Annotated in this window: 25 protein-coding genes; 6 read left to right on the plus strand and 19 right to left on the minus strand. The window is 40.0% G+C overall.

Annotation, left to right across the window (positions count from 1 at the left end; all coding sequences use genetic code 11):
- The 4 genes from H5116_RS15245 to H5116_RS15260 all read right to left on the minus strand — a co-directional run bounded on the left by H5116_RS15245 (position 1) and on the right by H5116_RS15260 (position 5,291).
- Positions 1–330: a Bor/Iss family lipoprotein gene (locus H5116_RS15245; RefSeq protein ID WP_039490488.1), complete on the minus strand. Its 330-nt coding sequence runs from the start codon at positions 328–330 to the stop codon at positions 1–3.
- Positions 327–638: a Bor family protein gene (locus H5116_RS15250; RefSeq protein ID WP_182693249.1), complete on the minus strand. Its 312-nt coding sequence runs from the start codon at positions 636–638 to the stop codon at positions 327–329. Before H5116_RS15250 ends, H5116_RS15245 begins: the two co-directional genes overlap by 4 nt.
- Before the next feature lie 183 nt (positions 639–821).
- The gene (locus tag H5116_RS15255; RefSeq protein WP_182716545.1) at positions 822–4,400 is read right to left on the minus strand and encodes a M1 family aminopeptidase; all 3,579 of its coding nucleotides are present in this window, start codon (positions 4,398–4,400) and stop codon (positions 822–824) included.
- Positions 4,401–4,409: 9 nt separating this feature from the next.
- On the minus strand, positions 4,410–5,291 hold the full coding sequence (locus H5116_RS15260; protein WP_002959519.1) for an ABC transporter ATP-binding protein: 882 nt from the start codon (positions 5,289–5,291) through the stop codon (positions 4,410–4,412).
- A 187-nt stretch (positions 5,292–5,478) separates the two neighbouring features.
- Between H5116_RS15260 and H5116_RS15265 the strand changes: the two genes are divergently transcribed.
- A complete protein-coding gene (locus H5116_RS15265) occupies positions 5,479–6,156 on the plus strand; it encodes a nitroreductase family protein (RefSeq protein ID WP_024604482.1) in 678 nt (225 codons plus the stop codon).
- Here the strand turns inward: H5116_RS15265 and H5116_RS15270 are convergent.
- Positions 6,149–6,457 carry a helix-turn-helix transcriptional regulator gene (locus tag H5116_RS15270; protein WP_010554926.1) on the minus strand — a complete coding sequence of 103 codons (309 nt, stop codon included), beginning with the start codon at positions 6,455–6,457 and terminating at the stop codon, positions 6,149–6,151. The two genes, H5116_RS15265 and H5116_RS15270, sit on opposite strands and share 8 nt — an antisense overlap.
- 285 nt (positions 6,458–6,742) lie before the next feature.
- Here H5116_RS15270 and H5116_RS15275 point away from each other — a divergent pair, with 285 nt between their 5' ends.
- A complete protein-coding gene (locus tag H5116_RS15275; RefSeq protein ID WP_002959525.1) occupies positions 6,743–7,087 on the plus strand; it encodes a rhodanese-like domain-containing protein in 345 nt (114 codons plus the stop codon).
- 15 nt (positions 7,088–7,102) lie between these two features.
- On the opposite strand, the gene H5116_RS15280 is transcribed toward H5116_RS15275, so the two are convergent.
- The 5 genes from H5116_RS15280 to H5116_RS15300 all read right to left on the minus strand — a co-directional run bounded on the left by H5116_RS15280 (position 7,103) and on the right by H5116_RS15300 (position 9,370).
- Positions 7,103–7,504: a DUF1801 domain-containing protein gene (locus H5116_RS15280; protein ID WP_182716546.1), complete on the minus strand. Its 402-nt coding sequence runs from the start codon at positions 7,502–7,504 to the stop codon at positions 7,103–7,105.
- A 37-nt stretch (positions 7,505–7,541) separates the two neighbouring features.
- On the minus strand, positions 7,542–8,087 hold the full coding sequence (locus tag H5116_RS15285; RefSeq protein ID WP_182716547.1) for a PH domain-containing protein: 546 nt from the start codon (positions 8,085–8,087) through the stop codon (positions 7,542–7,544).
- A 66-nt stretch (positions 8,088–8,153) separates the two neighbouring features.
- Positions 8,154–8,771: a LysE family translocator gene (locus tag H5116_RS15290; protein ID WP_182716548.1), complete on the minus strand. Its 618-nt coding sequence runs from the start codon at positions 8,769–8,771 to the stop codon at positions 8,154–8,156.
- On the minus strand, positions 8,772–8,954 hold the full coding sequence (locus H5116_RS15295) for a hypothetical protein (RefSeq protein WP_024599480.1): 183 nt from the start codon (positions 8,952–8,954) through the stop codon (positions 8,772–8,774). It abuts the gene before it with no gap.
- A 17-nt stretch (positions 8,955–8,971) separates the two neighbouring features.
- Positions 8,972–9,370, minus strand: coding sequence for a DUF3224 domain-containing protein (locus tag H5116_RS15300; protein WP_182712836.1), 399 nt, complete (start codon positions 9,368–9,370; stop codon positions 8,972–8,974).
- Between the two features lie 89 nt (positions 9,371–9,459).
- Here H5116_RS15300 and H5116_RS15305 point away from each other — a divergent pair, with 89 nt between their 5' ends.
- A complete protein-coding gene (locus H5116_RS15305) occupies positions 9,460–11,238 on the plus strand; it encodes an ABC transporter transmembrane domain-containing protein (protein WP_182695858.1) in 1,779 nt (592 codons plus the stop codon).
- Here the strand turns inward: H5116_RS15305 and H5116_RS15310 are convergent, their stop codons facing one another.
- On the minus strand, positions 11,239–11,871 hold the full coding sequence (locus H5116_RS15310; protein WP_182716549.1) for an OmpA family protein: 633 nt from the start codon (positions 11,869–11,871) through the stop codon (positions 11,239–11,241).
- A 190-nt stretch (positions 11,872–12,061) separates the two neighbouring features.
- On the opposite strand from H5116_RS15310, the gene chrA reads away from it, so the two are divergent.
- On the plus strand, positions 12,062–13,216 hold the full coding sequence (chrA, locus tag H5116_RS15315) for a chromate efflux transporter (RefSeq protein ID WP_182716571.1): 1,155 nt from the start codon (positions 12,062–12,064) through the stop codon (positions 13,214–13,216).
- On the opposite strand, the gene H5116_RS15320 is transcribed toward chrA, so the two are convergent.
- From H5116_RS15320 to speA, 4 genes are read right to left on the minus strand one after another with little or no spacing between them, the layout of a single operon-like run.
- Positions 13,173–14,432, minus strand: a complete 1,260-nt coding sequence (locus tag H5116_RS15320; RefSeq protein ID WP_182716550.1) for a mechanosensitive ion channel family protein — start codon at positions 14,430–14,432, stop codon at positions 13,173–13,175. The genes chrA and H5116_RS15320 overlap by 44 nt on opposite strands.
- Entirely contained in the window at positions 14,429–15,349 is a 921-nt protein-coding gene (locus tag H5116_RS15325; protein ID WP_002959541.1) for an acetyltransferase, read from the minus strand. Before H5116_RS15325 ends, H5116_RS15320 begins: the two co-directional genes overlap by 4 nt.
- A 25-nt stretch (positions 15,350–15,374) precedes the next feature.
- Complete coding sequence (locus H5116_RS15330) at positions 15,375–16,253, minus strand: acyltransferase (protein ID WP_182716572.1); 879 nt, start codon at positions 16,251–16,253, stop codon at positions 15,375–15,377.
- A gap of 60 nt (positions 16,254–16,313) precedes the next feature.
- A complete protein-coding gene (gene speA, locus H5116_RS15335; RefSeq protein ID WP_182716551.1) occupies positions 16,314–18,194 on the minus strand; it encodes a biosynthetic arginine decarboxylase in 1,881 nt (626 codons plus the stop codon).
- 199 nt (positions 18,195–18,393) lie between these two features.
- On the opposite strand from speA, the gene speE reads away from it, so the two are divergent.
- Positions 18,394–19,257 carry a polyamine aminopropyltransferase gene (speE, locus tag H5116_RS15340; protein WP_182716552.1) on the plus strand — a complete coding sequence of 288 codons (864 nt, stop codon included), beginning with the start codon at positions 18,394–18,396 and terminating at the stop codon, positions 19,255–19,257.
- A gap of 180 nt (positions 19,258–19,437) precedes the next feature.
- Here speE and H5116_RS15345 read toward each other — a convergent pair whose 3' ends face one another.
- The 3 genes from H5116_RS15345 to H5116_RS15355 all read right to left on the minus strand — a co-directional run bounded on the left by H5116_RS15345 (position 19,438) and on the right by H5116_RS15355 (position 22,949).
- A complete protein-coding gene (locus H5116_RS15345; protein WP_182716553.1) occupies positions 19,438–21,039 on the minus strand; it encodes a methyl-accepting chemotaxis protein in 1,602 nt (533 codons plus the stop codon).
- Between the two features lie 64 nt (positions 21,040–21,103).
- Entirely contained in the window at positions 21,104–22,336 is a 1,233-nt protein-coding gene (locus tag H5116_RS15350) for a hypothetical protein (protein ID WP_182716554.1), read from the minus strand.
- Positions 22,326–22,949: a methylamine utilization protein gene (locus tag H5116_RS15355; RefSeq protein ID WP_182716555.1), complete on the minus strand. Its 624-nt coding sequence runs from the start codon at positions 22,947–22,949 to the stop codon at positions 22,326–22,328. Before H5116_RS15355 ends, H5116_RS15350 begins: the two co-directional genes overlap by 11 nt.
- 158 nt (positions 22,950–23,107) lie before the next feature.
- Here H5116_RS15355 and H5116_RS15360 point away from each other — a divergent pair, with 158 nt between their 5' ends.
- Positions 23,108–25,150 carry a glycoside hydrolase family 97 protein gene (locus H5116_RS15360; protein ID WP_182716556.1) on the plus strand — a complete coding sequence of 681 codons (2,043 nt, stop codon included), beginning with the start codon at positions 23,108–23,110 and terminating at the stop codon, positions 25,148–25,150.
- A gap of 19 nt (positions 25,151–25,169) precedes the next feature.
- Here the strand turns inward: H5116_RS15360 and envZ are convergent, their stop codons facing one another.
- Positions 25,170–26,486: a two-component system sensor histidine kinase EnvZ gene (gene envZ, locus H5116_RS15365; protein WP_182716557.1), complete on the minus strand. Its 1,317-nt coding sequence runs from the start codon at positions 26,484–26,486 to the stop codon at positions 25,170–25,172.
- Position 26,487 lies beyond the last annotated feature (1 nt).

Below are 26,487 nucleotides of genomic sequence, written 5' to 3' on the forward strand. Positions count from 1 at the left end.
TTATTTAGCTTTAAATGGTACCTTATTACATTGTACTTCTACTGTTTTAGGGTACCAAGCTGGGCCAATTTGATTCACAACCACCTCAGCTAAACCATTAGTAAACGATTTATACGTATGAACGCTTTGCCACTCCCCTTGTGGGCAATGTTTTGTTAAATCTAACGGCTCTGATCCCTCGTACAACGCAAGTGCAAAATTATGATGCCACTGTGAACTTTTTAGCGTCTTATTGCTTACTTTGCTCTGCATACCGTTATCAAAGTAAATATTTGTACACCCCGTTAAAATAATCAGTGTGCAACCGGCTGCAAATAGCTTGATGCTCATAATGCCTCCCCTAGTACTTGCTCTTGGCACCACACTTTAATGGTATGAGGCGAGTATATTCCAAGCGTAATTAAACTCAGCGCTCCATCACTAAACGTTTGCTGTGACTGCATTTGAATAACCGGTGTATTTGAACATATTTGTTTTACGTCTACCCGCTGCTCACCCACTAATCCCCATAAATAAAATGGGCGGCTATCTTCGTAATTAGCTTGGCTCGTTATTTTTGCTGTTGCCCGTGGCTGAATGGTTACCGCAGAACAAGCACTGAGGCTTAATGCTATCGCCCCTATAATTAATGGTTTCATACTCTTCCTTATAAACTAAATACCAGTAAGGTAACTTTATAAGAGAACATAAAATATTAGCGTAAAAAGCTGTGGGGAATATGTAGAAACGCTATGAAGTTTTATACAGTTTATTACACATAAAGGCCGCATAAATGCGGCCTTTAAAGTAGTCAGTTTAAGTGGTTAGTAAATAAATAGACTTTAAAACTTAGCTAAGTTGTTTTTACTGTCTTTGTCGACCAGCTTAATGTAAGGATCAACCCCTGCAAATAATGGTTTTTCTTTTACTTTTAGCTCAATAGTATTGGTACCAGATACTATTTGATGCTTTTGCGAGTAAATAACAAAGTCTTCAGCGAGTAAGTTTTCAGGGTCGTCGCTAAATAATGCAATATCAATTAGCTCATCGAGCGGCTGCTCAGTTTCTTCACCTTGTCCATCGGCATGCTGCTTAGTTGCTTCAACGCTCAGTGTTACTGTATAAAAACCTTCGCCATCAACATCATCAGTAACCGACACTTCTTTCATTTCAAGCTCATAAAGCGTTATATATTTAAACTGATCATCAATAAAACGTTGTTCAGCTTGTGTTGCATCTCGCTTTAAATAACTAAGTAAATCAAGTGTGGTTGGATATGGCGTTGATTGATATTTAAACTCATTCAAAAACGCTTTAAGTGCTGCATTTAAGCGTTTTTCACCTAAGCGGTCATACAAAGCCATCATCGCAACTGAGCCTTTATTATAGTGAAGATACAGCTGACCCTGCGTTTTATATAGCGGCATTTCTTCAAAGGCTTCACCTGTACGGCCCATTAAGTATTTATCTAGCTCGTACTTTAAGAATTTACGAAGCTTCTCGGCGCCAAAGCGTTTTTTTAGCACCATTAGCGCACTGTATTGCGAAAGTGTTTCAGAAATAACAGCACTGCCCTCTACATTGGCCCCCGAAACTTGATGCCCCCACCATTGGTGCGCAACTTCATGTGCGGTTACATAGTAAGGTAGGTCAACTTTATTCTCATCTCTTAGGTCTGTAATAAAACCAATACTTTCAGAGTAAGGCACCGTATTGGCAAAACTTTGCGCAAACGAGCGATACTTAGGAAATTCAATAATACGTAACTGCTTATGCTGATACGGGCCAAAGGCTTGCGTGTAGTAATCTATTGAGTCTTGTACCGATTCAATCATACGGTCAACATTCCATGCATGATCTTTGTGGTAGTACACCTCAATATTTACACCGTTATGCTCAACCTTTTTACTTTCAAGCTCTGCCGAAAGCACAGAGTAAAAGTTTATAATTGGAGCATCCATTTCATAAACAAAGGTGCGGCGTCCATCTTTTACACTCTCACTTTTTAAGTAACCTGGTGTAATAGCAAATTGTGACTCATCGGTGCTTACCGTTGCCTTATAGTTTATAAAGCCATTAGCAGGCCCAAACTCATTTTGCGTATAATAGCGGCTGTCTTCTAGTTTATGTGCGCGTTCAAGTTCAGGTAAATCGTGCTTGCGGCGCTCATACTTATCGGCAATTTGAAAATACTTTTGATAACCAAAATTTGGCAATAATTCTCCATTATTTACAAATGTACCGTTGTGCACGAGTTGAGTATCAGATCTCCTATCAACAAAACCGTCGTGTTCACGAGAAACTGAGAGCTCGCCTTCTCGTACTTCATTGGGCATTAGCGGTTGTTCAAACTCAAACCATACCATGCCAAAATCGGTTAAACGCTCTACTATTTTTCCGCCCGCCATTTTTACATCCCAGCTTTTAGATTGGCTAGGCTCGTTGATTAACACACGGGTTATTGGCTCGTTTGCGGTATTGGTAAACTTAATTTTAGCCACGGCATTTAAAGCACGCTTTTTAGGATAAATATCAATGTGTAAGTCAACATCAGTTATTATAGGCAGTGGCAAGTCTTTGTATTGTGAAAACTCTTGCTCATACCTTACTTGTAGCGCTTCGTTATCATCACTTGTTACAAACTCGTTGATTACACGGGTGTTGTAATAAATGTTATAACCCGCGCCCACAAATACCAATAAACTTATAACGGCTGCAATCTGGCCTTTTAAAGACATGTTGTAACGCACTAAAGATAAACGAGTACGCAATGATTGCGACGGGCCGCGATGCCATAAAGCAAACCCTACAATAGCTAAAAACACACTCAATGCCCCCCAATATAGGGTATACCAATGCGCGCCTTGTAAAAAATGTCCATAACCATTTATATCAGAATACGGTACGCTACTGCTTTGAGAAAAATGATACATATGATGCTCAAACCCGTAAGCACCCATTACCATTTGAGCAATGTAATACAGAATAAATAAACCCATACCTATGTATTTATTAGGGCTAATTATTTGTAAAAAGAACGCCAATATAGCCATCATAATTAAAGGCAGTAATGTAAGGTAACCCAACCTAAATAAGTACTGACCAAGCTCTAGGTTAAATTGCCCCTTAAATAGCTGCACTGCAATGGTAAACATCATGCCTACTAAATAAAGGCCACAAACTGCAGTGATTAACGCAATAATTTTAGATACCCAAAACACACTGTTATGCACCGGGAAACTGTCAACAATATCACCCATACCACTTTGGCGTTCTCGCCAAACCAGCTCTGCGCTGTAATAAGCAATAATGATAAACATAAACAAAGCGGAGGAGTTTTGAATAATGCCCACCATGTTTTGTGTGAGCGGCCAATCCGTTGTGCCATATGCGCCAATAGGTGCAAAAAGTGGTGCGAGTAACATAGTAATACTGACACCCGCTAAAATCATAAAAGGGGCACTTAATATAACTTGCTTAAGTTCAAATAAGCTGCGCATTACTAATTGCGATTTCGTATTTACCCCTTTTGACTTGTAATTTTTAGCGCTGCTAATAAGTGCTGCTTGTTTGTTTTTTACAAACGTTGAGACAGCAAATTGCTTTTTCTGTTTTTTAGTGACTACGCGATTACCTAACTTTCCGAGGCCAAAAAACATCGCTAAACTTATTGCTACCCATAAAATACGGTTAATTAAAAAATCGCCCGAAAGCGTTAACACTTCAGTATTTTTATCACTTACAGTCCAGTAACGGGTTAAGTCAATTAACGACCCTGTGCCAAATGGGTCTGCGTAAACAACAATATTTCTAAACGCTAAATCGTCAAAATAGATACTCGCCAATTGGTAGGTTATATAAACCACCACGGCCGTTACATATACCGCCATCATGGTTTTAAAATAGACCGCCACACTATTAAAAATAGCACTGAGGACCAATAAGCTTGGCACTGCTAAATATAAAAAAGGCGCTGCGTAATATATAAACTTATTGGGGCCTACTAGCTCGCTATCGAGCCAGCCAACCAACAAGCCAAATTGAGATCCCAAAAATACGCCTAGTGGCACGCTTAAAAACACAATAAGTACAACTAAGTAAGAACCAAAAAAACGCCCTGATTGATAAGCAAGCGGGTTAACGGGCTTACTAAACACCAGCTCATCCATTTTGGTCTCGCTGTTGCGAATCGCTGAGCTTGCAACAAAGTTAACCACTAAAAACATAGCAAGCGTACAAAAGGTAACCGTTAAAACCATAATGGTATAAGGCGAGTTCATATGAACATTAGCCCCACCTAACGGAAACTTACTACTGGAGCTTATAAAAAACGCCATAAAAAAGAATATTAATGAGGTCACATAAAACGAAGGCTGACGCATAAAATAGCGCAGCTCAAACGCTAGCATATTAAAAAACATAGCGCCCCCTTATGCTACTTGGCTGTTACGATGATTAAGCAACGTAGAAAAATACACATCTTCTAGGTTTGCACTGCTGAGCTCAAAACCTTCAGGGGCTTCATTGGCTAATACATGTAATATGGTTTGCCCAGCAAATAAGCGTTTTGAAATAACAGGCAGCTGCGGTTCAAGCTCTAGCGCTTCTTCTTGGCTCATGGCTTTGCGCCAAATTTGGCCTTGGAGTTTATCGGTAAGGGCAATTGGATTGCCCTCTAATAGTATTTTACCGCCTGCCAGCACCGCCATGTTTGGGCAAAGCTCTGCTACATCTTCAACAATGTGGGTCGATAATATAACGACTTTTTGCTCGCCTAAGCTTACTAACAAGTTATGAAAGCGATTTCGCTCTTCAGGATCTAGCCCTGCGGTAGGTTCATCAACGATAAGTAAGTCGGGGTCGCCTAGTAAGGCTTGTGCAATACCAAAACGCTGGCGCATACCGCCCGAAAAGCCACTTACCGCTTTTGAGCGATGTTGATATAAATTAGTATGTGCAAGTAATCCTTCAACCGACTCTTTACGCTCTGCTTTATTATGAATTCCCTTTAAAACAGCCATATGGTCCAGTAAGTCGTAAGCACTAACACGCGGGTACACACCAAAATCTTGCGGTAGATAACCCAAACGTTGGCGCAGAGCCTGTGGGTCTTTAAAAACATCAATACCATCAAAAGTGATTGAACCCGAATCAGCCGACTGCAGTGTTGCAATGGTACGCATTAGCGATGATTTACCTGCGCCATTTGGCCCAAGTAATCCAAACATCCCTTTGCCGATAGATAAATCAACACCTTGTAGTGCATGTACGCCATTATCGTAGGTTTTAGATAACCCTGTTATTGATAGCATTTTTACTTCCTTGAATATGAGTAATTATTTTTATAATGTTTTATACCACAAGGAAAATAGGAACATAAGTTACTTGCTGGTTAAATTTGTAACAACAAATAAACATAATTTAAACTCATAACACTTGCCTGCACTGTATTCACTCGGTATAAAAACCACATATACTTTTTATAAGAAACGAAAAGCCATGCAAGATCACCAAAGCCAGCCGTTAAATGACTTTATAGAATATCCACATGAAGAAATGCTAAATCGTGCTAACGAGTTTTTACAAACCAGCCAACGCCGCCATAGCATTCGCAGCTTTAGCGATCGCCCAGTACCAAAAAATATTATTGAAGCATGTATAAAAGCAGCTGGCACAGCACCAAGTGGAGCGAATCATCAGCCTTGGCATTTTGTGGCTATAAACAGTAGCGATGTAAAAAAACAAATAAGAGAAGCCGCAGAAAAATTAGAGCGTTCTTTTTACGAAGGCAGAGCAGGTGAAGAATGGTTAGATGCGCTAAAACCGTTAGGTACCGACGCCAATAAACCTTATTTAGAGCATGCACCTTGGCTTATAGCTGTATTTAGTCAAAAAAAGGGCGGCGTAAGCAGCGATGATAAAAATACGAATTATTATGTGCATGAGTCTGTTGGCTTAGCTACCGGCTTTTTAATTCAAGCTTTGCACCGCAGTGGTTTGGCAACCCTTACTCATACTCCAAAGCCAATGAGTTTTTTAACCGACATATGTAATCGCGATAAAGATAACGAACGCCCATACATGCTACTTATTACAGGCTACCCAAGTGATGATGCAACAATACCTGCTCATGCACTGGATAAAAAATCACTCGATGAAATAGCTACGTTTATTTAGTATTTTCTTGTCGGCAAAACCACTCATATAGCAAAGCAATGATCGACTCAACTTTTGGATCGGTCAATGAGTAATAAATAGTGTGCCCTTCTCTGCGAGTAGCAACCATATCCGCCTTGCGTAAACTTGCTAAATGCTGAGATAACGCTGACTGTGCTAAAGGTACATTTTTATTTAGCTCACCTACACTTTGCTCACCTTGTAATAAACTACATAAAATCATTAAGCGATTTTTGTTAGCCATTAATTTTAAAAACTGTTCGGCTTGCTCTGCGTTGACAGCTAGTTGTTCAATATTCATTTTTATTATTTCTCTTTTTGATACCTTTTTAAGTATAGACTTTTACATTAGTAGGTTCTAATATAATTAACATTAGACTTTACTAATATTAAGGTAATCACAAAATTAACGATGCCGTTTTATTAATCGGCGGAAGTGCTGTAGCAGTATCCGCACTATTAAGTTACTTTATATAAAGTAACTTTCAGTTTTTAACGTTATTTATAAGTATTAACTCAATTAACCTACTTATACCAAGTAGCACTCATTAATGTCTTTTTTAAGAAAAAGAGGATTTACAAACTAATGCTTACATCAATCCCTGATTTACTAAAAATTATCACACCTAACCAACGCCGTATTGACGCAGCGCAAGCGAAACTCGAACTTGAACAAAATAAGGGTTTACTTATTGATGTACGAGAACCTGCAGAGCACGCTACAAAAGCAGCTACTGGCGCTATAAATATTCCGCGTGGATTACTCGAGATGAAACTGATGGAAATAGAAAAAGACGCAGCTCGCCCTATTTACGTGCACTGCGCAAGTGGTGCGCGCGCAACGTTGGGAGCAGAAGCGTTAACGCGTGTGGGTTATGAAAACGTAACCGTTATTACCTGTGACGCAAACCAAATATGTAGTGTGTTTTAAACATCAACTGAATACTTATAATGATGCGCCTAGTAAAGGTAGGCGTTTAACTTTGTGATAAGTCAGTGCTAATTTAATACGCTCTTTAACTGGGTATTCTGGTAATGGCTTTTCACTATTTAATACAATTGCCCGGTTACCTTCGAAAGTGAGAGTGTGGGAATACAACTCTCTAAATGGGCTTACTAGCTTTGATTGGCAATGAAAAAACAAATAACACGAGGAGCCCTTAAAGCCTACGCGAATGGGGCTGCCATTTATTGTGTTATAACTTGGCTCTCCCCACTTTAAAGACTCTTCAACAGCTCCTAAGTTTTGCTCTTGTGCTACGGTATAAATTAACTCTCGTAATTTTATAAGCTTACTTTTTGCTATCTCAGGATAATTATTAAATATATTTTCTATTTCCGTATTCATAAAAATACCCTTATAAGCTTTACAATTTTAAAACAGGCTACTTTTGCTGCCTTTCATCAAGTAAAACAAGTAGCATCTGCTCAATATTTTTAACACTATAAGTAAGTGATCTCAGTAGCTCTTTCTCACTTTGCTCTGTTGCCTGCTGCGACGCTTTACCTTGGTTTGCCAATACATCTTTTTGCTCAAGTATCGCCTCTCTAAACTCACTCGCATTAACTACACCAAGCAAAGACACTAAAGCACCATTTCCTGACTGCCCAGCTGTTTCAAAGCTTAAACGATATAATCCAAAAATTCGCATGAGCGGCCCTTGGCTTAACCCTACATCTGTTATTTTTTCAAGCGGAATAGATTTTTCTTCTTTAAATAATATGCCACGTTTAACTACCAATTTTTGTGGTAATAAGTCAGCAGACATAGCTGCGAGTATTCGCCCGCCCACTAGCCATACAATCGCCAAGACAATGGGTAACAACGGAATAGTCACCAGCGCTAGTACACTAAAAAAAGCGGCCATTAGCATCCAGTATTGCTGAACCTTCGGGTCGAAAGATGCACTTTTTAAAATATGTTTTGTCATTGTTTTAATCCTTTATCTATATAACTAAAAATACACTCTGCAAGCTTCAATAATCTCTACTCAATCTTACAAGCTAATAACAACTTTTATAGCAAGAGCGATAAATACGACTCCCAGTATTTTATCAAGCCACGGGTTTTGTTTGGTAAATCCAAAGCGGTTTTTTGAAACCTCAGTCAGTAACGCCACCAGTAAATACCAGCCGGTATCAATTACAAACACGGTTAAACACATAATTATGCCCACACATAAAGTAAGTAGCTGAGGGTCAATAAACTGTGAGAACAAGGCTAAAAAGAAAATAGCGAGTTTGGGGTTCAAAAAAGCAATGGCAAAACCATCTTGTAATGCTTTAGCTGCACTTACCTCACTTTTTTGTACTTCAAGTTCGTTATTGCTGGGTTTTGCTAGCAATATTTTTATACCTAAATACGCCAAATAGGCTGCGCCTAAATACACGAGTATTTGATAAACAGTTGGAAACTGCGTCATTAAAGCGCCTAACCCTAATAACGATGCACCAGCATACAAGCCAACGCCAGTACCATGACTGAGCGCGGCAAGCATACCGTTTTTCATACTGCCGTTAAGTGAGTGCTTTAAAACCACCGCTAAACTTGGTCCTGGCGACATTGCGCCCATCATACAAATAGCCGCTAGGCTTAACCATACTGTAAATGTCATTTAAAGCTCGTCAGTTTCAATAAACAAAGTATAACCATGCACTTGGCCATAAAAGCCTGTCAATGGCACTGCGTTTATTACTTTCCAGCCATCTTGGTTTAATTCCTGTATGCGGTCATTCAGTGCGACTATATCTACCCCACCCAAAAAACGGGTCTTTCTAAATTCGATTACTTTTTGCATTTTAATCCTTGTGTATCTTATAAGGTGTATTCAAAATCGTAGTAGTGAATCCCTTGCTCAATACGTATTTTCATACTGCCCGTTAACCCTTCTAGCTCATGAGTGCCTGAATCGGGAATTACATTTAAAATTAGGCTGTCTTGGCCTTTATCCATAGTGCCAAAATGCTGCAGTACAAAACTGCCTTTTTTGCCGTCAAGCTCGCCTATTACTTGCTCTATGGCAACATAACCGGCACTGCCTTGTGTGGGTGTCATGGCGCTTAGCATTTCGCCTTGGCTGGTGGCATTTAAGCTACCTTTAAATGTTTTATCTATCGACATACGCCCTAAATTAACGCCGTTTTGGCCGCTTGCGTAACCTTCAATTGGGGCTAGATTTACATTAAATTCTCCACTTACGGTTGCAGTAGTCATAACGTTTCCTTATTGGCTAATATTTAATAGTATTGATTTTTATTATCTTAGTGCCATATCTATACCTTAACCTTTAAAAAGAATCCACTATGTCAAAAACAAGCCCTAAGCCCGAAAAAGCCGCTTTTAGTAGTTTATTACCTATTTTTGCTTTTATTAAACCGTATAAATGGATGGTAGTAGCGGCGCTTGCTGCCCTGTTAGTAACAGCAGGTGTTAACTTATCCTTAGGGCAAGGGGTTAAGTTTGTCATAGATCATGGCTTTATAGCTGGCTCTAAAGATCAGCTACAACAAGCTGTATTGGTGCTTATTGGTTTAATTAGTTTATTGGCTGTAGGCACCTTTAGCCGCTTTTATTTAATGTCGTGGATTGGCGAGCGAGTCAGTAACGATATTCGCAAAGCCGTGTTTAATCGCATTGTTACTTTGCACCCAAGCTACTTTGAAGAAAACCGCAGTGGCGAGCTTATGTCGCGTTTAACAACCGACACTACATTACTGCAATCAATTATTGGTTCATCATTTTCTATGGCGTTGCGCAGTGTACTTATGCTGGTTGGTGGACTTGCTATGCTGTTGTTTACTAATTTAAAACTTACTTTAGTGGTTGTTGCTTGTGTGCCGTTGGTACTTGTTCCTATGATGATATTTGGTAAAAAGGTGCGCAAACTTGCAAGCTCCAGCCAAGATGCCATAGCCGATATAAGCACCTATGCCGGCGAGATCATTCAAAATATTAAAGTTGTGCAAAGCTATAGCCACGAAGAGCAAGAGCAGCACGCTTTTGCACTTGAAACCGAAAAAGCCTTTAATGTGGCTAAAAGCCGCATTAAGCAACGTTCGTTTTTAATTGCAGCGGTAATATTTTTAACTTTTAGCGCTATTAGCGCAATGCTGTGGGTCGGCGGCAGCGACGTATTAGCAGGTACCATGACTGGCGGTGAGCTAGGAGCCTTTGTGTTTTACGCTATTATGGTAGCAATGTCGGTGGCAACCGTTGCTGAAGTATATGGCGAACTACAACGCGCAGCAGGCGCAGCTGCAAGATTACTTGAGTTACTTGCTGTTAAAAGTGAGATAGAAAACCCACTAAATCCACAAGATAGTTACTTACTAAAAAATAGTAACAGCCCTGCTATTACGCTTGAGAATATAAGCTTTAACTACCCTTCTCGCCCAGACGTAAGCGCACTTAATAAAATAAGTTTAAATATACTTCAAGGCCAAACTGTGGCTATTGTTGGCCCTTCTGGCGCAGGTAAAACAACCTTATTTGAATTACTACAGCGCTTTTACGATCCGGCTAGCGGAGCCATTAAATTTAAAGATATAAACATTAAAGAATTATCGCTTAATACCCTCAGAGGTAAAATGGGTATGGTCGCGCAAAACCCTATCTTGTTTAGCTCCGATGTAATGCATAACATTCGCTACGGCAACCCAAAAGCAAGTGACGAGCAAGTATATGCCGCTGCCAAACATGCTCATGCAGATGAATTTATTAAACAATTACCGCAAGGTTATAACAGTTTTTTAGGTGAGCAAGGTGTGCGGTTATCGGGTGGGCAAAAGCAACGTATTGTGCTTGCGCGTGCCATACTAAAAGACCCTGAAATACTCCTTCTTGATGAAGCCACCAGCGCACTCGATGCGCAAAGTGAGCACCATGTACAAGCAGCGCTTGAGCATTTAATGCAAAACCGCACCACGCTTATTATTGCCCATAGACTAGCAACGGTTAAACATGCCGATGTGATTGTGGTAATGGAAAATGGAGAGATTATAGCAACGGGTACCCACCAAGAATTAGTAGCAAGTAACCCGTTGTATCAAAAACTGTGTGAATTACAGTTTAATAAAGACTAATTATTCTTCAGTGTTTGGTACTATTTGAATTTCTACACGGCGGTTTTGAGCACGGCCATTTACACTATCGTTAGTCGCAATTGGACGTGTTTCGCCATAACCCATAGTACTTACACGCTCAGCCATGATTTGCTGGTTCACTAAGTAGTTTTTAACGCTTTGAGCACGTTCACGCGATAGGTTCATGTTGTAGCTGTCTTTACCTGTGCTATCTGTGTGGCCTTCAATACTTAGGTACGTTTTTTCGTATTTGTTCATCACTTTAGCAATAGCATCTAAGGTATCGTTAAAGCCAGACGAAATATAAGATTGGTCGGTCGCAAACGTAATATTAGATGGCATAACTAAACGCAAGTTATCTCCTTCACGTACAACTTCAACACCAGAGCCTGCAAGTTCATCACGAAATGCTTCTTCTTGCTTATCCATGTAGTTACCCACTGCAGCGCCAGCTAGTGCGCCGATAGCAGCGCCTATAAAAATACGCTTATCTTTATGGTTACTTGTTGCTTTACCTAATACGCCACCCGCTGCTGCGCCAATAGCCGCACCTTTGCCGGTGTTATTCATTTCACAACCAGAAAGTAATACAGCTACTACGGTTACGCTTAAAAGTGATTTAGTTAAAGTCATGGTGATACCCTATTCATTAAGAATTTAGCAAGAGTATGCAAATACATGTATGAACAAACTATGAAGAGAGTGTTAAAAGCAGCGCATCTTGCATGATTGTTAAACAGACCTCAAACTAATGTGCCGTTTTAATAAAAATGTCATACTACGCTGTGACAATTTAATGAATTTTACAAAGGATATTGGCGCAATGTTAATTGCTATTTTTAGACAATTTTTTTTACTAGGGTGCATGAGTTTTGGTGGCCCCGCTGCGCATTTAGGCTATTTTAAGCGCCACTTTGTAGACTCGTTAAATTGGCTAACTAACACGCGTTACGCACAACTTATTAGTTTAAGCCAAGCATTACCAGGGCCAGGCTCTAGCCAAGTTAGTTTTGCTATTGGTGTTGAGCGTGCAGGAGTACTGGGTGGTATAGCTGCTTTTGTAGGCTTTACCTTGCCTTCGTTTTTAATAATGGTGCTGCTTGCGGCTAGTGCCCATCAGTTTGACGCTGTTTACTTTGCAATTATTGCAGGCTTAAAGTTATTTGCCGTTGTTATAGTCGCTGATGCAACACTTAGTATGGCTAAAAGCTTTTGTACAAGTGGTGCGCTTAAGTTACTTGCGATAATGAGTACACTTGCCTTGGTGTTATTTCCAATGATGGGAACTCAAATAGCGATTTTAATCACTGCTGCAACAGTAGGTGCTATATGGCCTTTATTAAAACTTGGCACAGTAGCAGACGATGTTAGCAGTAAAAACAGTAATATTAATTGGATTGCACTGGGGTTATTTGCGCTCTTACTTGGGGTTAGCTTTATTCCACTAGGACATGAGTTTGCTTTGTTTACCCCTTTTTACCAAGCGGGTGCAATGGTGTTTGGCGGCGGACACGTAGTACTGCCGGTACTTCAAGCTGGCGTACCAGCATTGAGTGATGATCAGTTTTTAAGTGCTTACGCGAGTGCACAGGCAGTGCCAGGGCCAATGTTTACTATTGCTACTTACTTAGGCGCACAACTTACTTCTGAGCAACCTTTAGTGGGTGCCCTTATAGCTACACTGCTTATATTTATGCCTGGTTTTTTACTTATACTGGCGTTTCAGAAGAGTTGGATTAATTTGGCAAGTAAGCCACGTTTTGCAAGTTCAATAGCGGCGCTTAATGCAGCGGTAGTCGGTTTTTTAGCGGCCGCATTGTATTCACCAATTTGGACATCGGCTGTGTATAACCTTTGGCAGGTTGCGTTAGTAATAATTACATTTGCATGGCTGCGATTTAAAAAGCCACCTATTTGGTGGCTCTTAGCTTTATTTATTGCTGTGGGTCTTTTGCAGCACTATTTGCCATCACTCTAAATATTGGCTTATCTGTTTGTTGCTCGTTAGGAGGGCTTAATTGCCCACTAACACTTTGATATGCCCTAAGCCCAAACACTGGCAATACTGCAAGTAAATGGTCCATTATTTCGGCTTGTAGATGCTCGTACGAAATCCAGCGTTTGTCTTCACTAAAGCAATAAAACTCAATCGGTAACCCGTGGTTCATTGGTTGTAGCTCTCGTACCATTAACGTAAGCGACGTATTAATTTTACTGTGCTGCTTTAAATAGCCCTCAGCATAACGACGAAACAGCCCTAAATTAGAAACTTGAGCGGGTAATGTCGTCACTCGGATATAGTCATGAAGCGGAATAGCCGCATCTATTTGCTTTCTAAATTCATCACTTACTAAACAAATACTGTGCATATCTATATTAAGTGAACGTTTAATACGTCTACCGCCCGACTCTTGCATACCACGCCAGTTTTTAAACGAACCCGCAACTAGCATATAAGTTGGAATAGTTGTAATGGTGTTATCCCAGTTACGTACCTTTACAGTGTTTAAACCCAAATCAATTACTTCACCATCGGCGCCGTAGTTTTCTACTTGAATCCAATCACCATAGGTTACTAGGCGATTTGCTGCGATTTGAATACTAGCTACAAAGCCTAAAATAGTGTCTTTAAATACTAATAACGTAACAGCAGCAATAGCACCAAAGCCAGAGAGAATATAAGTGGGTGACTTCTCAAGGAAAATACTTACAATTAAAATAGCACACACAATAAAGGTGATTAGCTTAACAACCTGAATTAAGCCCTGAATAGGGACTTCGCGTGCAAACTCCAATTGGTTATAAATAGAACCCGCAATACTTACAATACTGCTAAAAATAAAACCTACATGAATAATTAGTATAGCTTGGCCAACCGTTTTCAAAATTTCAGCGGTCAGCTCATTAACCGGATAAACACTGTCAAAGGTCGCCAAAAATAATACGCTGCAAAGCATACCTGCAATACGTCTATTAAGCTTATTAAGCATAGGCGACAACGAACCAATACGTTGAGGCGAAAGCTTAGTTACCACTTTTTGAATGCCTGGTAACATTAACCTACGAGTAAATAAGTAAACAATTAATAAAGAAAAAATCCCTATTGAAACTGCGGTAATAGAACTAAGAAAATCCGCATCGGGTACTTTTTCAAACCAAGGAGCGATTAACTCCTGTAGGTGGGTGTTGGTCATAGTGTTTCAATTTCCTTACTGATTTGTGGTTCAGGTAAATCTTGTTGAGCATAAATATCGGCAAGCTGCTGATCTTTCGCAACCCATAGCTCATTCACATAATGTTGAAAATTAGCTTTAAATACGTCATCGGTTTGATAGCTGCCCTGCATATTGTCATTAATGGGCGTTACGTCTATTGAAACATAAATAGAATCTAGCTCGCCTTTGAGTAAGTTCCGACAAACGTGATCTGTTTTACCGCTATACACTAAACTTGTATTTAGCATGGCATCAAATTGGTTGGCTAGCACTTCAAGCGCAAAAGCAATGCCACCCGCTTTGGGTTTTAATAAGTGCTTAAAAGGACTTTGCTGCAGATTATGCTTAGCTGGCGTAAAGCGTGTGCCTTCAACAAAATTAACGATGGTAGTAGGATAGTGACGAAAATTGCGACAGCTGTGCTTTGTGCGCTCTACATCCAACCCTTTCAATTTTGGGTTTTTAGCAAGCTGTGCTTTGCTTACCCGTTTCATAAACGGCATACCCATAGCCCACGCACCAGTGCCAATAAAAGGCACGTATTTTAATTCATCTTTTAAAAAAAACTTAGGGGCTGGTAATGCATGTAATGAGCTAAGCACGGTTATATCTAACCAACTCGTGTGATTACATATAAGTAAATACCAACTTTTTGAATTTAAATCGCCACTTATATCAACCACAATATTAGGACAACCTAGCCACAAGCCAAACCGATTGCCATTACACCACCCTCGATAAGCGCTGTGCAATAAAGAGTTAACAACAGACAAAGGCAGTAATAACTTAATAAGCCCTAGTACAAATACTAGCGAGCCAAAAAGCATTACATTAGAAAACAATACGCAGCCCACAATTAAGCCGTTAAGCCAATTTGGTAACCACTTTTTTAGCATAACTGTAAGCTCATATTTTTGCCTTTTATTTGGGGTGTTTTTCGAGCGATTGTAATGTTTGCTCTTTATTTTCCCATAAACGATTTAGCTCGCATTGAAAGCGTACTCTAAATTCAGAATCGCCGGTGTAGTCACCAATAAGCTCTTCGCTTACAGGCCTTACATCCACGTGTACGTTGATATTTTTTACCTTACCACCTGCAAAATCCATGAATGTAGGAATGCCATCTGGGTAATGAATGGTAACGTTAACCACTTTAGTAATTTGCTCGCCCATCGCTTGCATTACAAAAGCAATACCGCCCGCTTTTGGTTTTAATAAATGTGGAAACGGGCTATTTTGGCGCGCGTGCTTTTGTGTAGTAAAACGAGTGCCTTCTACAAAGTTAACCACACTTACTGGCATCTCTTTAAATTTTTCGCAGGCTTTACGCGTGGTTTCTAAGTCTTTGCCTCGCAGCTTTGGATTCTTTTTTAATTGGCTTTTACTCGTGCGAGTCATAAACGGAAAATCAAGCGCCCACCAACACAAACCTAGAATAGGCACGTAAATAAGCTCTTTTTTCAAAAAGAAGTTTAAAAATGGAATTTTACGGTTAAACACGCGCTGCAATACTAAAATATCGACCCAGCTTTGGTGATTTGCAATTACTAGGTACCAATCCTTTAGCTTAAGGTCTTCAAGGCCAGTTACATTAAGTTTAGTTGGCGTAAATAACTTTTGATTTAAGCTATTAAAGGTTACCCAAATAGTTGCAAATTGCTTTGCAGCCCAGCTCATAACCTTTTGTAGAGGCTTAATAGGTATAAGCTTTATAAGCCCACAAATAAAAATAGGCACAAACCAAAAAAGTGTGTTTATTGTGTAAAAAATAATACTAAATACACCGCGAATAACTGACATTACTTCCATTCCTTTAAACATTGCGCAGCCACTAATACTGCGCTTTCAGTTGCTTACAAATTAATCTTCAAAATAGGTATAGCCTTCAAGGCCTGCATTAAGCTCAGCTAAATAACCTTCTTTACACTGCGCTGATACATCAAGTTTATTAACTTGGTACGCAAAGTTGTCAGCTAAAATGGCGCTATCATAGTCAACAAACTTTAATACATCCTTAACGCTATCACCTTTTATGGCATTGGTTAACACATAACCTTCATCGTTAAGCTCTACATGCACAGAATCAGTGTCACCAAATAGGTTATGTAAATCGCCTAAAATTTCTTGATATGCACCCACCATAAACATAGCAATGTGGTATTGCTCACCGTGTTTATATTCTGGTATTGGTAGGCTGGTTTCGATACCAGCGCCTTCAACGTATTCACGGATTTGCCCGTCAGAGTCACAGGTAATATCTTGAATAATCGCGCGCTGAGTCAATGGTTGAGTTAAGTTTTCGATTGGCATAACCGGAAACAACTGCTGAATACCCCATACATCAGGCAATGACTGAAATAATGAAAAGTTAACAAAGAGTTTATCGGCAAGCTTTTCGTTTAAATCGTCGAGGACTTCACGGTGCGCGCGCGCGTTATTACTAAGCGATGCACGTACACGATGTAAAATAGTAAAGTAAAGCTGCTCTATTTTCGCCCACTCTAGCATGCTTACTAAGCCATGCACGTACTGATCGTGCGCTTCGCTAAATAAGTGCATAGCGTCGTGATAAATCTCAAGTGCCATACGCGGGTTTAAACGCTGTAAACACTGCCACATTTCATCAAGCACTAACGCGCTATTTTCAAGCGGTGGCTCTGGATTTAAATGATTGGGCGCTTTTTCTACGTCAATTACATCGGTAATTAATACCGCATGGTGAGCGGTTAAAGCGCGCCCCGATTCGGTGATAATGGCCGGATGCGTAAGGTTATGCTGATCGCACACCTCTGCAAATGCATTCACTACATTACGCGCGTACTCTTCTACGGTGTAGTTCATTGAACACGCACTGCGTGAGCCAGAGCCCTCGTAATCAACGCCTAAGCCGCCACCCACATCAACGGTATTTAACGGTACGTTTAATTGCGTAAGCTCAGCAAAGTGGCGTGCGCATTCACGCAAAGCACGGTGAATATCACGAATGTTGGCAATTTGAGAACCAATATGAAAATGCACCATTTGCATTAAGTGCAGCTTATTATGCTTTTTAAGCACTTCAACTGCACTTAGTACTTGGCCTGCCGTTAAACCAAACTTGCCTTTTTCGCCGCCCGTGTTTTGCCACTTGCCTTTGCCTACTGAGTTTAGGCGAATACGAATACCAATAGCAGGTTCTATGACTAGGTTGTCTATTTCTTCAAGTAGTGTGGTTAGTTCTGAAAGCTTCTCTACCACAATTTTTACGCTGTGGCCCATTGCTTGACCAATACATGCTAAGCGTAAAAACTCACTGTCTTTATAGCCGTTACACACAATAGTAATTGGCTCTTTTGCTACGCCCAAAATAGCCATAAGTTCTGGCTTTGAGCCTGCTTCTAGGCCAACAAGCCCGCTTGGATGCGCTAATAGCTTACTTACTACAGAACGTTGCTGATTTACTTTTATTGGGTAAACACAGGTGTATTTTCCGTTATATTCACGATTTGCTCGCGCTTGCGTAAACGCGTTAGTAAGTGTGTCTACACGATTTTTTAAAATATCAGTAAAGCGTACTAAAACCGGCAACGTTAAACCTTGTTGCTTAAACTGCTCAGTTAATTGCGTTAAAGAAATGGCCGGTTTTGTTTGGTCGCCATCTGGGTAAGCCACCAGTTCGCCTTGTGCGTTAATATCAAAATAACCATCACTCCAATGAGCAACGTTATAAGTGGCGCGTGCTGTTTCTAAACCCCAGGTCATGGCAACTCTTCTTTAGTCAATTAGGTATAAAGGCGCATTTTAATACGTCACTATCCACTAGGCTAACAAAAATTGAACTTTCACTCACTCCTAACTAACTTTATTCGTCAAATCAGTTAAAATGTCATTGAGCAAAACGCCAAGCACTGGCAGAATTGCCCCTTTTTCATACTCAACCTAAAAAAGTGTAATAGTAACTATGGCAAATTTAGATCAAAGTAAGTGGTTTACTGAAATTAGCGACCGCGATGGCAGCGCATTTTCATTACGTATTAATAAAAAGTTAGATGAAAAACAGTCTCCTTTTCAAAAGGTAGAAATGTTTGAAACCACAGACTTTGGTAATTTAATGATCATCGACGGGTGTACTATGGTAACAACCCGCGAAAACTTCTTTTATCATGAGATGATCAGCCACCCTGCACTTTTAGCGCACCCAAACCCTAAAAACGTCGTTATTATTGGCGGCGGCGACTGCGGTACTTTACGCGAAGTATTAAAACACCCAGGCGTAGAAACTGTAACGCAAATAGATATAGACGAAGTAGTAACGCAAATGTCGTTAAAATACTTCCCAGAGCTTTGTGAATCTAACAACGACGCCCGTGCAACGGTTATGTTTGACGACGGTATTAAATACATGCGCGAAGCCGCTGGCGAATCTATCGACGTGGTTATTGTTGATGGCACCGATCCGGTGGGTCCAGGTGAAGGTTTATTTAATCATGCGTTTTACACAAGCTGTTTAGATGCACTGCGCCCAGGTGGTATTTTAGTGCAACAAAGCGAATCACCTCTTATGCATATGCCATTATTAGTTGAAATACGCGAAGCAATGCTAAGCGTAGGCTTTAACGATTTACAAACACTGCCATTCCCGCAACCAATTTACCCAAGCGGTTTATGGTCGGTAACACTTGCACGTAAATCACAAGCATTTGACGGTTTTAGAGAAGACGGCGCAGCACAAATAGCTGAGCAAAGTGAATACTACAACAGCGGTATTCATCATGGTGCACTCGCTACACCTAACTACATGAAACGCGCTTTTGATAAAAAATAATACTAATTCACTTTAGGCTTTGTTGACTTCTCAAGGTTAAAATTGCATTAAAAAAGGGACTTTTAAAGTCCCTTTTTATTTTTATAATGACGATTCAAACTGAACTCGAGCTGGCAAACAACATAAGTACAGTTATATTTCAAAACCTTAAAGAGCTATCTAACCAAATAATCAGTTTATTTAAACTTTAAATCGATGCACTAAGTGATTTAGCTCATCAGTCAATTGTTCCATTTTTTTAGATACATCCTCAGTAGTTCGAGCAAGCGCCCCCCCTTCTAAAGTTTGATCGTTTAATGATGATAGGTTTTGACTTATTTCATCTGCAACCGTTGTCTGCTCTTCAGTCGCTTGCGCTGTTTGCATCGCCATATCATTTACTTTAGTAGACGAGCTTTGCATTGCATTAAGCACATCATTAGTTTGACTAAACGAACCAACCGCATCATCTGCAAATTGCTTACCTTCATCTATCGCTTTAATTGATTGTTCTACGCTCGTTGCAAATTGCTCTATCATTTTTTGAATATCGTTTGTGCTTACTTGCGTGCGTGTAGCCAATGTTCTTACTTCATCTGCTACCACAGCAAAACCTCTGCCATATTCACCAGCTCGCGCGGCTTCAATAGCAGCATTAAGCGCCAGCAGATTTGTTTGCTCTGCAATTGCACGAATAACCTCAAGTACTTTGGCAATGTTATCAGAACTTTGTTGTAGCTCTGTAGAGCGCGCCATAGCTTGCTCCATATTTTGCGACAAAGAAATAATACGAGAACTAGAGTGCGCAACCGCTGTTAGTCCTTGCTGAGCTAAATTTAACGATTTATCAGCTTCTGTTGATGATTGCTGAGCAATACCTGCAACTTCTCTACTTGCTACACTCATCTCATGCACTGCACTTACTATTGACTCAGAGGCTTGGCTGAGCGTTTGATTTACAGCATTGTTTTTATTTGCAACCTGACTTAACTCACCTCCTAATTCACTTAGTTCTTTTGATTGCTCTAAAATATCGCGAATTAATTGCTGTAAGTTGTCGAGAAAACGATTGAACTGCGTTGCAAGTTCAGAAAATTCATCTTTAGACGTTATAGCGATCCTGCCAGTTAAATCGCCATCACCAGAGGCTATATCGTTAATACGAGAAGTTACATAGTTAATTTGCTGTGTTAATTGCTTAGGAATAAGGTAACTAAACCAACACGCCACTAATAAAATTAATATGACAAAAATAAGCATAGTTAACTTAGTTGAAGCAATTGTGTCTGATAGTTTTTGAACTTCTTCAACCGATGTTTGCTCTGCTAATTCACCAGCTTGATCAAGCGTAGATCTTAATTCGTCAAATGCTTTTTCTGATTGAGACTGTTTTTTTAGATTTGTTTTATCATTCATATAGGCCAGTGAAGCGTTTAACCAAGTATTATAAGCACCATCAAAACCGCGAAGCCCATTTATAGCTTTTGGATAGTCCGATAACAAAGCTAAGTACTGCTCTGACCTTTGCGTTACTTGCTCAGCATTTTCTTTATGCTCTTGCAAATAAGCTTCTTTATTGTCGTTATGTGCGACTAAATTTAACTCAGCAACCTTTGCTTGATACAAATCCCTGTCGGCACTCAAAGCAAGAGACACAGCCTTAATAAATTTATTCGATTGCACATCTAATGCATTTTTTTGTAAGTTAATTAAGTATGAATACCCAATAATTAACGACAAGATAGCAATACCTAAAATAACAATAGGAAAAGAGACTTTGACGCGGATACTATTCAAATTCATTAATTACTCCAAAAAAAAACATATTTAATACCTACTTTTTGATAATAAATCTAGTTTATAAAACCTAAAATCGCCATTGAGCGTTTAGCATTATTTGCTGCTGCGAGATTCGTTCATTAAATCCAATTGGCTCTCTATTTTTTGCAACACTTTTAAGTGCAGAACCTTCAACCCCTATTTGTAGTTTATTAGTGAGCTGGTAGCGCCATGTTGCGGTTAAACCTTCCCCATTGCTTGCATTAGGATCAAACGCAGTGGTGTCGTTATCTATCACTTTAAAGTAATCGTAGCGTACTGAAACTCGATGCTTGCCTTCTTTATGGCTTAACATTAAATAATGGCTGTAAAAGGCATTATCTATTAAAGCATTAGCGCCCATTTCGGTTTTACCATTGAGCACCTGTGCTATAAAGCGGGTTTTACTATTAAACTTATAAAGCCAAGCGGCGCTTGTAAAGCAAGTATCCCAAGCATACTGCCCTGTACTAATATTAAGCGTGGTTGGGTCGCCATTATTGTTGTAATAATAAATTCGAAATTGTGATTTTTTTAAGTAATCCCAGTGTACGCCAGCGTAATAGCCAAAACGTCCGTCTACTTCTTCAAACGGTAAAACCTGATTAGCTTGCCAGCGTAATTCATACGTATTTAATGCCGCTACAGGCGCAAATTTAACACTTTCGTTAAATGTAGTTTGCCTATCGTGTAATGCAAAACCACGCCAAGCAAGTAAAGTACCGGCAGGGTCATTGCCTTTAAATGTAGCACCTACAAAACTAAAGCTATGAGCGCTGTTAAAACGTTTTGCTGGGCGCTTAATAGTTATCTCTGCGCCAACAGTGCGTACTTCCTCGCCTATCCAGCTATTAATAGCTGAGTTTGTATAGTTATAAGGAGAAGTCCACCCTATATCAGGGTTTTCAAGCGACATAAGTGGATAAAAGCCCCCTACACGCACATGCCATTTATAGTTGCTGTTAGATAGCGGCTGATACTTTACATAAGCTTGCGTAAAACCAAGGCCAACGTCAGGATCTTGATTCGCATTTAACACCCCATGAGCCGACCAACTAGATGCTAAATCAACATTAAAATTTAAAATACCTTGGGATAAAATAAGTTCGTCGCTTTTAGTATCGTGCCGATATAGCCCAAGGCCGCCCTCTTGAAAGCTACGTATATCGTCACCCTGCACGGCTCTAATTTGTAACAAGCCTTTTACTTGTGCATACAATGCATTACTAAAACATAAAGCACCGGCTAAAAATATCAGCCTCGTTAAACGATTAATAGTCATCAAATTCATCCGTAGCAAAGTCAATTTGCTCCGCAATTTCCTGCTTTACTTTATAAGTGATCGGGTTAGTAGCCACAGTAACAGTTTGAGATTCAACCTTACTAATATCACTAAACCCAGAATGCCAAACACTTAACGTGTATTCGCCTACATTGGCATTTAAATCAACATGACCATTTTCATCAGTGATTGCAAAAATAGTACTATCGACCACCACAATATAACCTAACATCCAATCATGAATATTACAGCCAAGCTCAACAACCCCTGTTTGATCAAAAGTAATGGGCGCTTTTGGGTGCTCCTTATATAGCTTTAATTCAAATGTTTTAGCTTTAGAAAATGAATAAACGTGATGCATGATTGAGTCCCCATTCGGAAACTCTACCTTTGCATTTTGTGGGACAACTAAAATACGCGGCTTAAATTCTCGATTTTGCTGGGTCATCGCATAAGGTGCTTCTGGAGGAATAACGCCATAGGAATCTCCTGCAGTTAGCCACACAACAGCATTAGGTAATGGGCCATTATTAGCATTTTTAATTGTTATATTTGCTGCAAAAACTCCAGTACTAACACTTAGTAAAAATACACAAAGTAAGCTTTTTATCATTTTCTTGTCGCTATTATCAATTTGTTTACATTATAGACCGATTAAACCACTAAATTCTTTCTATTTTTTAAAACATTGAATACGTATGTAGGCAGTCGTATTAATCATCAACAGTCATTATCCTTAAATGTCACCACCGACTCATCTAAGGACACACCATGAGAATCCCTGCACTTGTGCTTTTAGCCTTTGCTAGTAATAGCTACGGACAAACTGTAGAGCTAAAATCGCCAGACACACAAATAACAGTAAGCATCTCTGACGAAAACAACACGCCAAGCTACGCAATAAAATTTAAAAACAAAGCGGTTATAAACAAGTCTTTACTGGGGTTTGAATTTAAAACACAAGCGGCCTTTAGCGACGGTTTTAAAATTAAAAGCATTGAACAACAAAGCGTTAACTCGCAGTGGCAACAACCTTGGGGCGAACGCCAAAACGTTGTTGACGAATATAACGAAGTAGCCGTTACCTTTACAAAAAACGAGCCAAATAAAGGCACCTACACCATTCGATTTAAAGCATTTGATAGTGGTGTAGGTTTTAGATACGAAGTGCCACAACAAACCGGCTTCGAAAATACAGAAATAACCAAAGAGCTGACTGAATTTGCAATAAACAATAGCCATGATGCAACAGCATGGTGGATACCTGCTCGTGGCTGGAACCGCTACGAATATGTTTATAACACCACCGCGCTTAACGAAGCTCCACTAGCTCACACACCATTTACGTTTAAAACAAGTGACGGTACTCATATTAGTATTCATGAAGCCGCTCTTGTTGATTATGCGGGTATGGTGCTTAATCAGCGCCGTCCAGGCACATTTACAGCAGACTTAACCCCTTGGTCAGATGGTATTGCCGTTAAAAAGCAAGGCGCTTTTAAAACACCATGGCGCACCATTCAAATAGCCGACAGCGCTGTTGGCCTAGTTAATTCAGATATAATACTAAATTTAAACGAGCCTAATAAACTCGGTGACGTGTCGTGGGTTAAACCTGGCAAATACGTCGGTATTTGGTGGGGTATGCATATAAACACGCAAACTTGGGGTAGCGGTAAAAAACACGGCGCCACTACGCAAACCACAAAATACTATATGGATTTTGCAGCGCAGTATGGTTTTGATGGCGTACTCGTTGAAGGCTGGAATATTGGCTGGGATGGCGATTGGTACTTTAATGGCGATGTATTTAACTTTACCAAACCGTACGATGATTTTGATATAGCAGCGCTGACTCAATACGGCAAAGAAAAAGGCGTACAGCTCATTGGCCATCACGAAACATCAGGCAATGTAAGCAACTACCGAGACCAAATGGAAGATGCCTTTACACTTTACGAAAAATCAAACGTCAGCCAAGTAAAAACAGGTTATGTAGCCGATGGCGGAAATATAAAACGTATAGACAAAAACGGTATTGCGCGCCATGAATGGCATGACGGCCAATTTATGGTTAACGAATACCTTTATAACGTAAAACTTGCAGCTAAACATAAAATTAGCATTAACACTCACGAGCCAATTAAAGATACAGGCCTGCGCCGTACTTATCCAAACTGGATTGCGCGCGAAGGCGCACGCGGACAAGAATACAATGCATGGGGTTCGCCACCTAACCCACCAGAACACGTACCAATGCTTGCCTTTACCCGCATGCTCTCTGGCCCTATGGACTTTACGCCAGGTATTTTTGATATGAGCTTTAATGGTTTAGGAGGCGATACAAACCGCCCACAAACTACACTTGCCAAACAACTTGCACTTTATGTTGTGTTGTATAGCCCAATTCAAATGGCTGCCGACTTACCTAAAAACTATTTGGCTAAGCCCGACGCATTTCAATTTATTCAAGACGTACCAACAGATTGGCAGCAAAGTATTGCCCTTGATGGCGAAGTAGGCGACTTTATTGTATTTGCCCGTAAAGAACGTAAAAGCACTAAATACTCAGGAAATGATTGGTACCTAGGTGCTGTTACTGACGAGAAAGCTAGAACTATTGAGGTGAAACTCGACTTTTTAGAGCAAGGCAAGAAGTTTGAAGCACAAATTTATAAAGATGGTAAAAACGCAGAGTGGAAAAACAATCCGTACGATATAGCTATCGAAAAACGTATTGTGACTACAAACGATAAACTTACGCTTAAACTGGCCACCAGCGGCGGTACTGCTATTCGCTTTAAAGCACTTTAATACAATAAAACCCCTGCATTTATTGTACAGGGGTTGATACCTTGATTGGCAAATATACTTGTGCACTTAAACCGCCTTCTGGGCGGTTTTCTAGTTTTACTTTACCGTCATGCATATCAACAATGCGTTTAATAATGGCAAGGCCTAAGCCACTACCTTCACTGCCACGTGCAGCATCGCCTTGCTTAAAGGGCTCAAACACAGACTCTAATTCGTTTTCAGGGATCCCAGGACCACTATCGTTTACAGCGATAACTACATATTTTTTGTTTGAATTAAAGTAACTAAGTACTTCAATATCGCCCTCAGAATAACGCAGCGCATTACCAATCATGTTGGTAATTACACGTTTAATAGCCACAGAGCTTAAGGGTATATTGCCTATATTTGGATTACTTTTAAACGTAATAGTACGTTGATGCTGAAGCTCAGAATTTACAACCTCGGCAACTAAAGCATTTATATCTTCGCAACTTAGCTCTTCACGTTTATGGTGGCGTAAATACTCAATAAACTGATCGATAATCCCGTTCATATCTTCTATATCGTAAATAATACCTTCACGAAGATAGTCGTCTTCATCAACCATCATTTCGGTGGCTAAACGGATACGCGTAAGCGGCGTACGTAAATCATGCGATACACCAGCCATTAGTAAACGGCGGTCGTTTTCAAGTGCGGCAATTCCGCGCGACATTTGATTAAACGCGCGCGTTACTTCTATTACTTCTGTTGAGCCTTCTTCTTCTAATTTGGTAGAAAAATCGCCTTTACCTACTTTTACTGCAGCTTGTTGCAGTGCTTTTAATGGCCTATTAAGGTGCCTTGCAAACAACCACCCACCCAGCACACTTAAAAAGCCAATACTTGATAAGTAAAAAGTTAAAAACTCTAAGTTATTCTCTTTAAAACCTTTAAGCGGTACTTTTACCCAATAACCTGGCGCTTGCGGTGCTTCAACCCAATAAATCAATGGATCAGTTTGGCTAATACGTACACGAGAATAACCACCAAGTTGCTCAGTCATACTACGCGATAGCATAGAATATTCGCGGCTTTGTCCAAGCCCTTGACGCATTGCTTCGCGCTGCGTCATTACTTCAATGCCGGTAATTTCAAAAAACTTCGCAGATACTTCGTCGTTTATTTCAACGCCATCTTCCCAGTCAATAAATACCGTTTTAATTTGCTTAGCAAGCATCAAGTTAACTTGCTCAATAGTTGGTTTTACAACATAAAAACTAACCGTAACATAAGACACTATTTGATTTATTAGCAACAAAGCCGCCACTAAAAAAACAGTTTGCCCAAAAGCACTGCGCGGAAACATGCCCATA

The organism is Pseudoalteromonas sp. SG45-2, from assembly GCF_014164115.1.
GTDB lineage: Bacteria > Pseudomonadota > Gammaproteobacteria > Enterobacterales > Alteromonadaceae > Pseudoalteromonas > Pseudoalteromonas distincta.

Coding starts and splice junctions, on each gene's coding strand:
- H5116_RS15270 (WP_010554926.1), bottom strand. CDS start 6,457: ATGAATATTGAACAACTAGCTGTCAACGCAGAGCAAGCCGAACAGTTT.
- H5116_RS15280 (WP_182716546.1), bottom strand. CDS start 7,504: ATGAATACGGAAATAGAAAATATATTTAATAATTATCCTGAGATAGCA.
- speA (WP_182716551.1), bottom strand. CDS start 18,194: ATGACCTGGGGTTTAGAAACAGCACGCGCCACTTATAACGTTGCTCAT.
- H5116_RS15320 (WP_182716550.1), bottom strand. CDS start 14,432: ATGACCAACACCCACCTACAGGAGTTAATCGCTCCTTGGTTTGAAAAA.
- H5116_RS15250 (WP_182693249.1), bottom strand. CDS start 638: ATGAAACCATTAATTATAGGGGCGATAGCATTAAGCCTCAGTGCTTGT.
- H5116_RS15275 (WP_002959525.1), top strand. CDS start 6,743: ATGCTTACATCAATCCCTGATTTACTAAAAATTATCACACCTAACCAA.
- H5116_RS15300 (WP_182712836.1), bottom strand. CDS start 9,370: ATGACTACTGCAACCGTAAGTGGAGAATTTAATGTAAATCTAGCCCCA.
- H5116_RS15285 (WP_182716547.1), bottom strand. CDS start 8,087: ATGACAAAACATATTTTAAAAAGTGCATCTTTCGACCCGAAGGTTCAG.
- H5116_RS15260 (WP_002959519.1), bottom strand. CDS start 5,291: ATGCTATCAATAACAGGGTTATCTAAAACCTACGATAATGGCGTACAT.
- speE (WP_182716552.1), top strand. CDS start 18,394: ATGGCAAATTTAGATCAAAGTAAGTGGTTTACTGAAATTAGCGACCGC.
- H5116_RS15355 (WP_182716555.1), bottom strand. CDS start 22,949: ATGATAAAAAGCTTACTTTGTGTATTTTTACTAAGTGTTAGTACTGGA.
- H5116_RS15330 (WP_182716572.1), bottom strand. CDS start 16,253: ATGTCAGTTATTCGCGGTGTATTTAGTATTATTTTTTACACAATAAAC.
- H5116_RS15295 (WP_024599480.1), bottom strand. CDS start 8,954: ATGCAAAAAGTAATCGAATTTAGAAAGACCCGTTTTTTGGGTGGGGTA.
- H5116_RS15305 (WP_182695858.1), top strand. CDS start 9,460: ATGTCAAAAACAAGCCCTAAGCCCGAAAAAGCCGCTTTTAGTAGTTTA.
- H5116_RS15290 (WP_182716548.1), bottom strand. CDS start 8,771: ATGACATTTACAGTATGGTTAAGCCTAGCGGCTATTTGTATGATGGGC.
- envZ (WP_182716557.1), bottom strand. CDS start 26,486: ATGGGCATGTTTCCGCGCAGTGCTTTTGGGCAAACTGTTTTTTTAGTG.
- chrA (WP_182716571.1), top strand. CDS start 12,062: ATGTTAATTGCTATTTTTAGACAATTTTTTTTACTAGGGTGCATGAGT.
- H5116_RS15265 (WP_024604482.1), top strand. CDS start 5,479: ATGCAAGATCACCAAAGCCAGCCGTTAAATGACTTTATAGAATATCCA.
- H5116_RS15345 (WP_182716553.1), bottom strand. CDS start 21,039: ATGAATTTGAATAGTATCCGCGTCAAAGTCTCTTTTCCTATTGTTATT.
- H5116_RS15310 (WP_182716549.1), bottom strand. CDS start 11,871: ATGACTTTAACTAAATCACTTTTAAGCGTAACCGTAGTAGCTGTATTA.
- H5116_RS15350 (WP_182716554.1), bottom strand. CDS start 22,336: ATGACTATTAATCGTTTAACGAGGCTGATATTTTTAGCCGGTGCTTTA.
- H5116_RS15245 (WP_039490488.1), bottom strand. CDS start 330: ATGAGCATCAAGCTATTTGCAGCCGGTTGCACACTGATTATTTTAACG.
- H5116_RS15360 (WP_182716556.1), top strand. CDS start 23,108: ATGAGAATCCCTGCACTTGTGCTTTTAGCCTTTGCTAGTAATAGCTAC.
- H5116_RS15255 (WP_182716545.1), bottom strand. CDS start 4,400: ATGTTTTTTAATATGCTAGCGTTTGAGCTGCGCTATTTTATGCGTCAG.
- H5116_RS15325 (WP_002959541.1), bottom strand. CDS start 15,349: ATGCTAAAAAAGTGGTTACCAAATTGGCTTAACGGCTTAATTGTGGGC.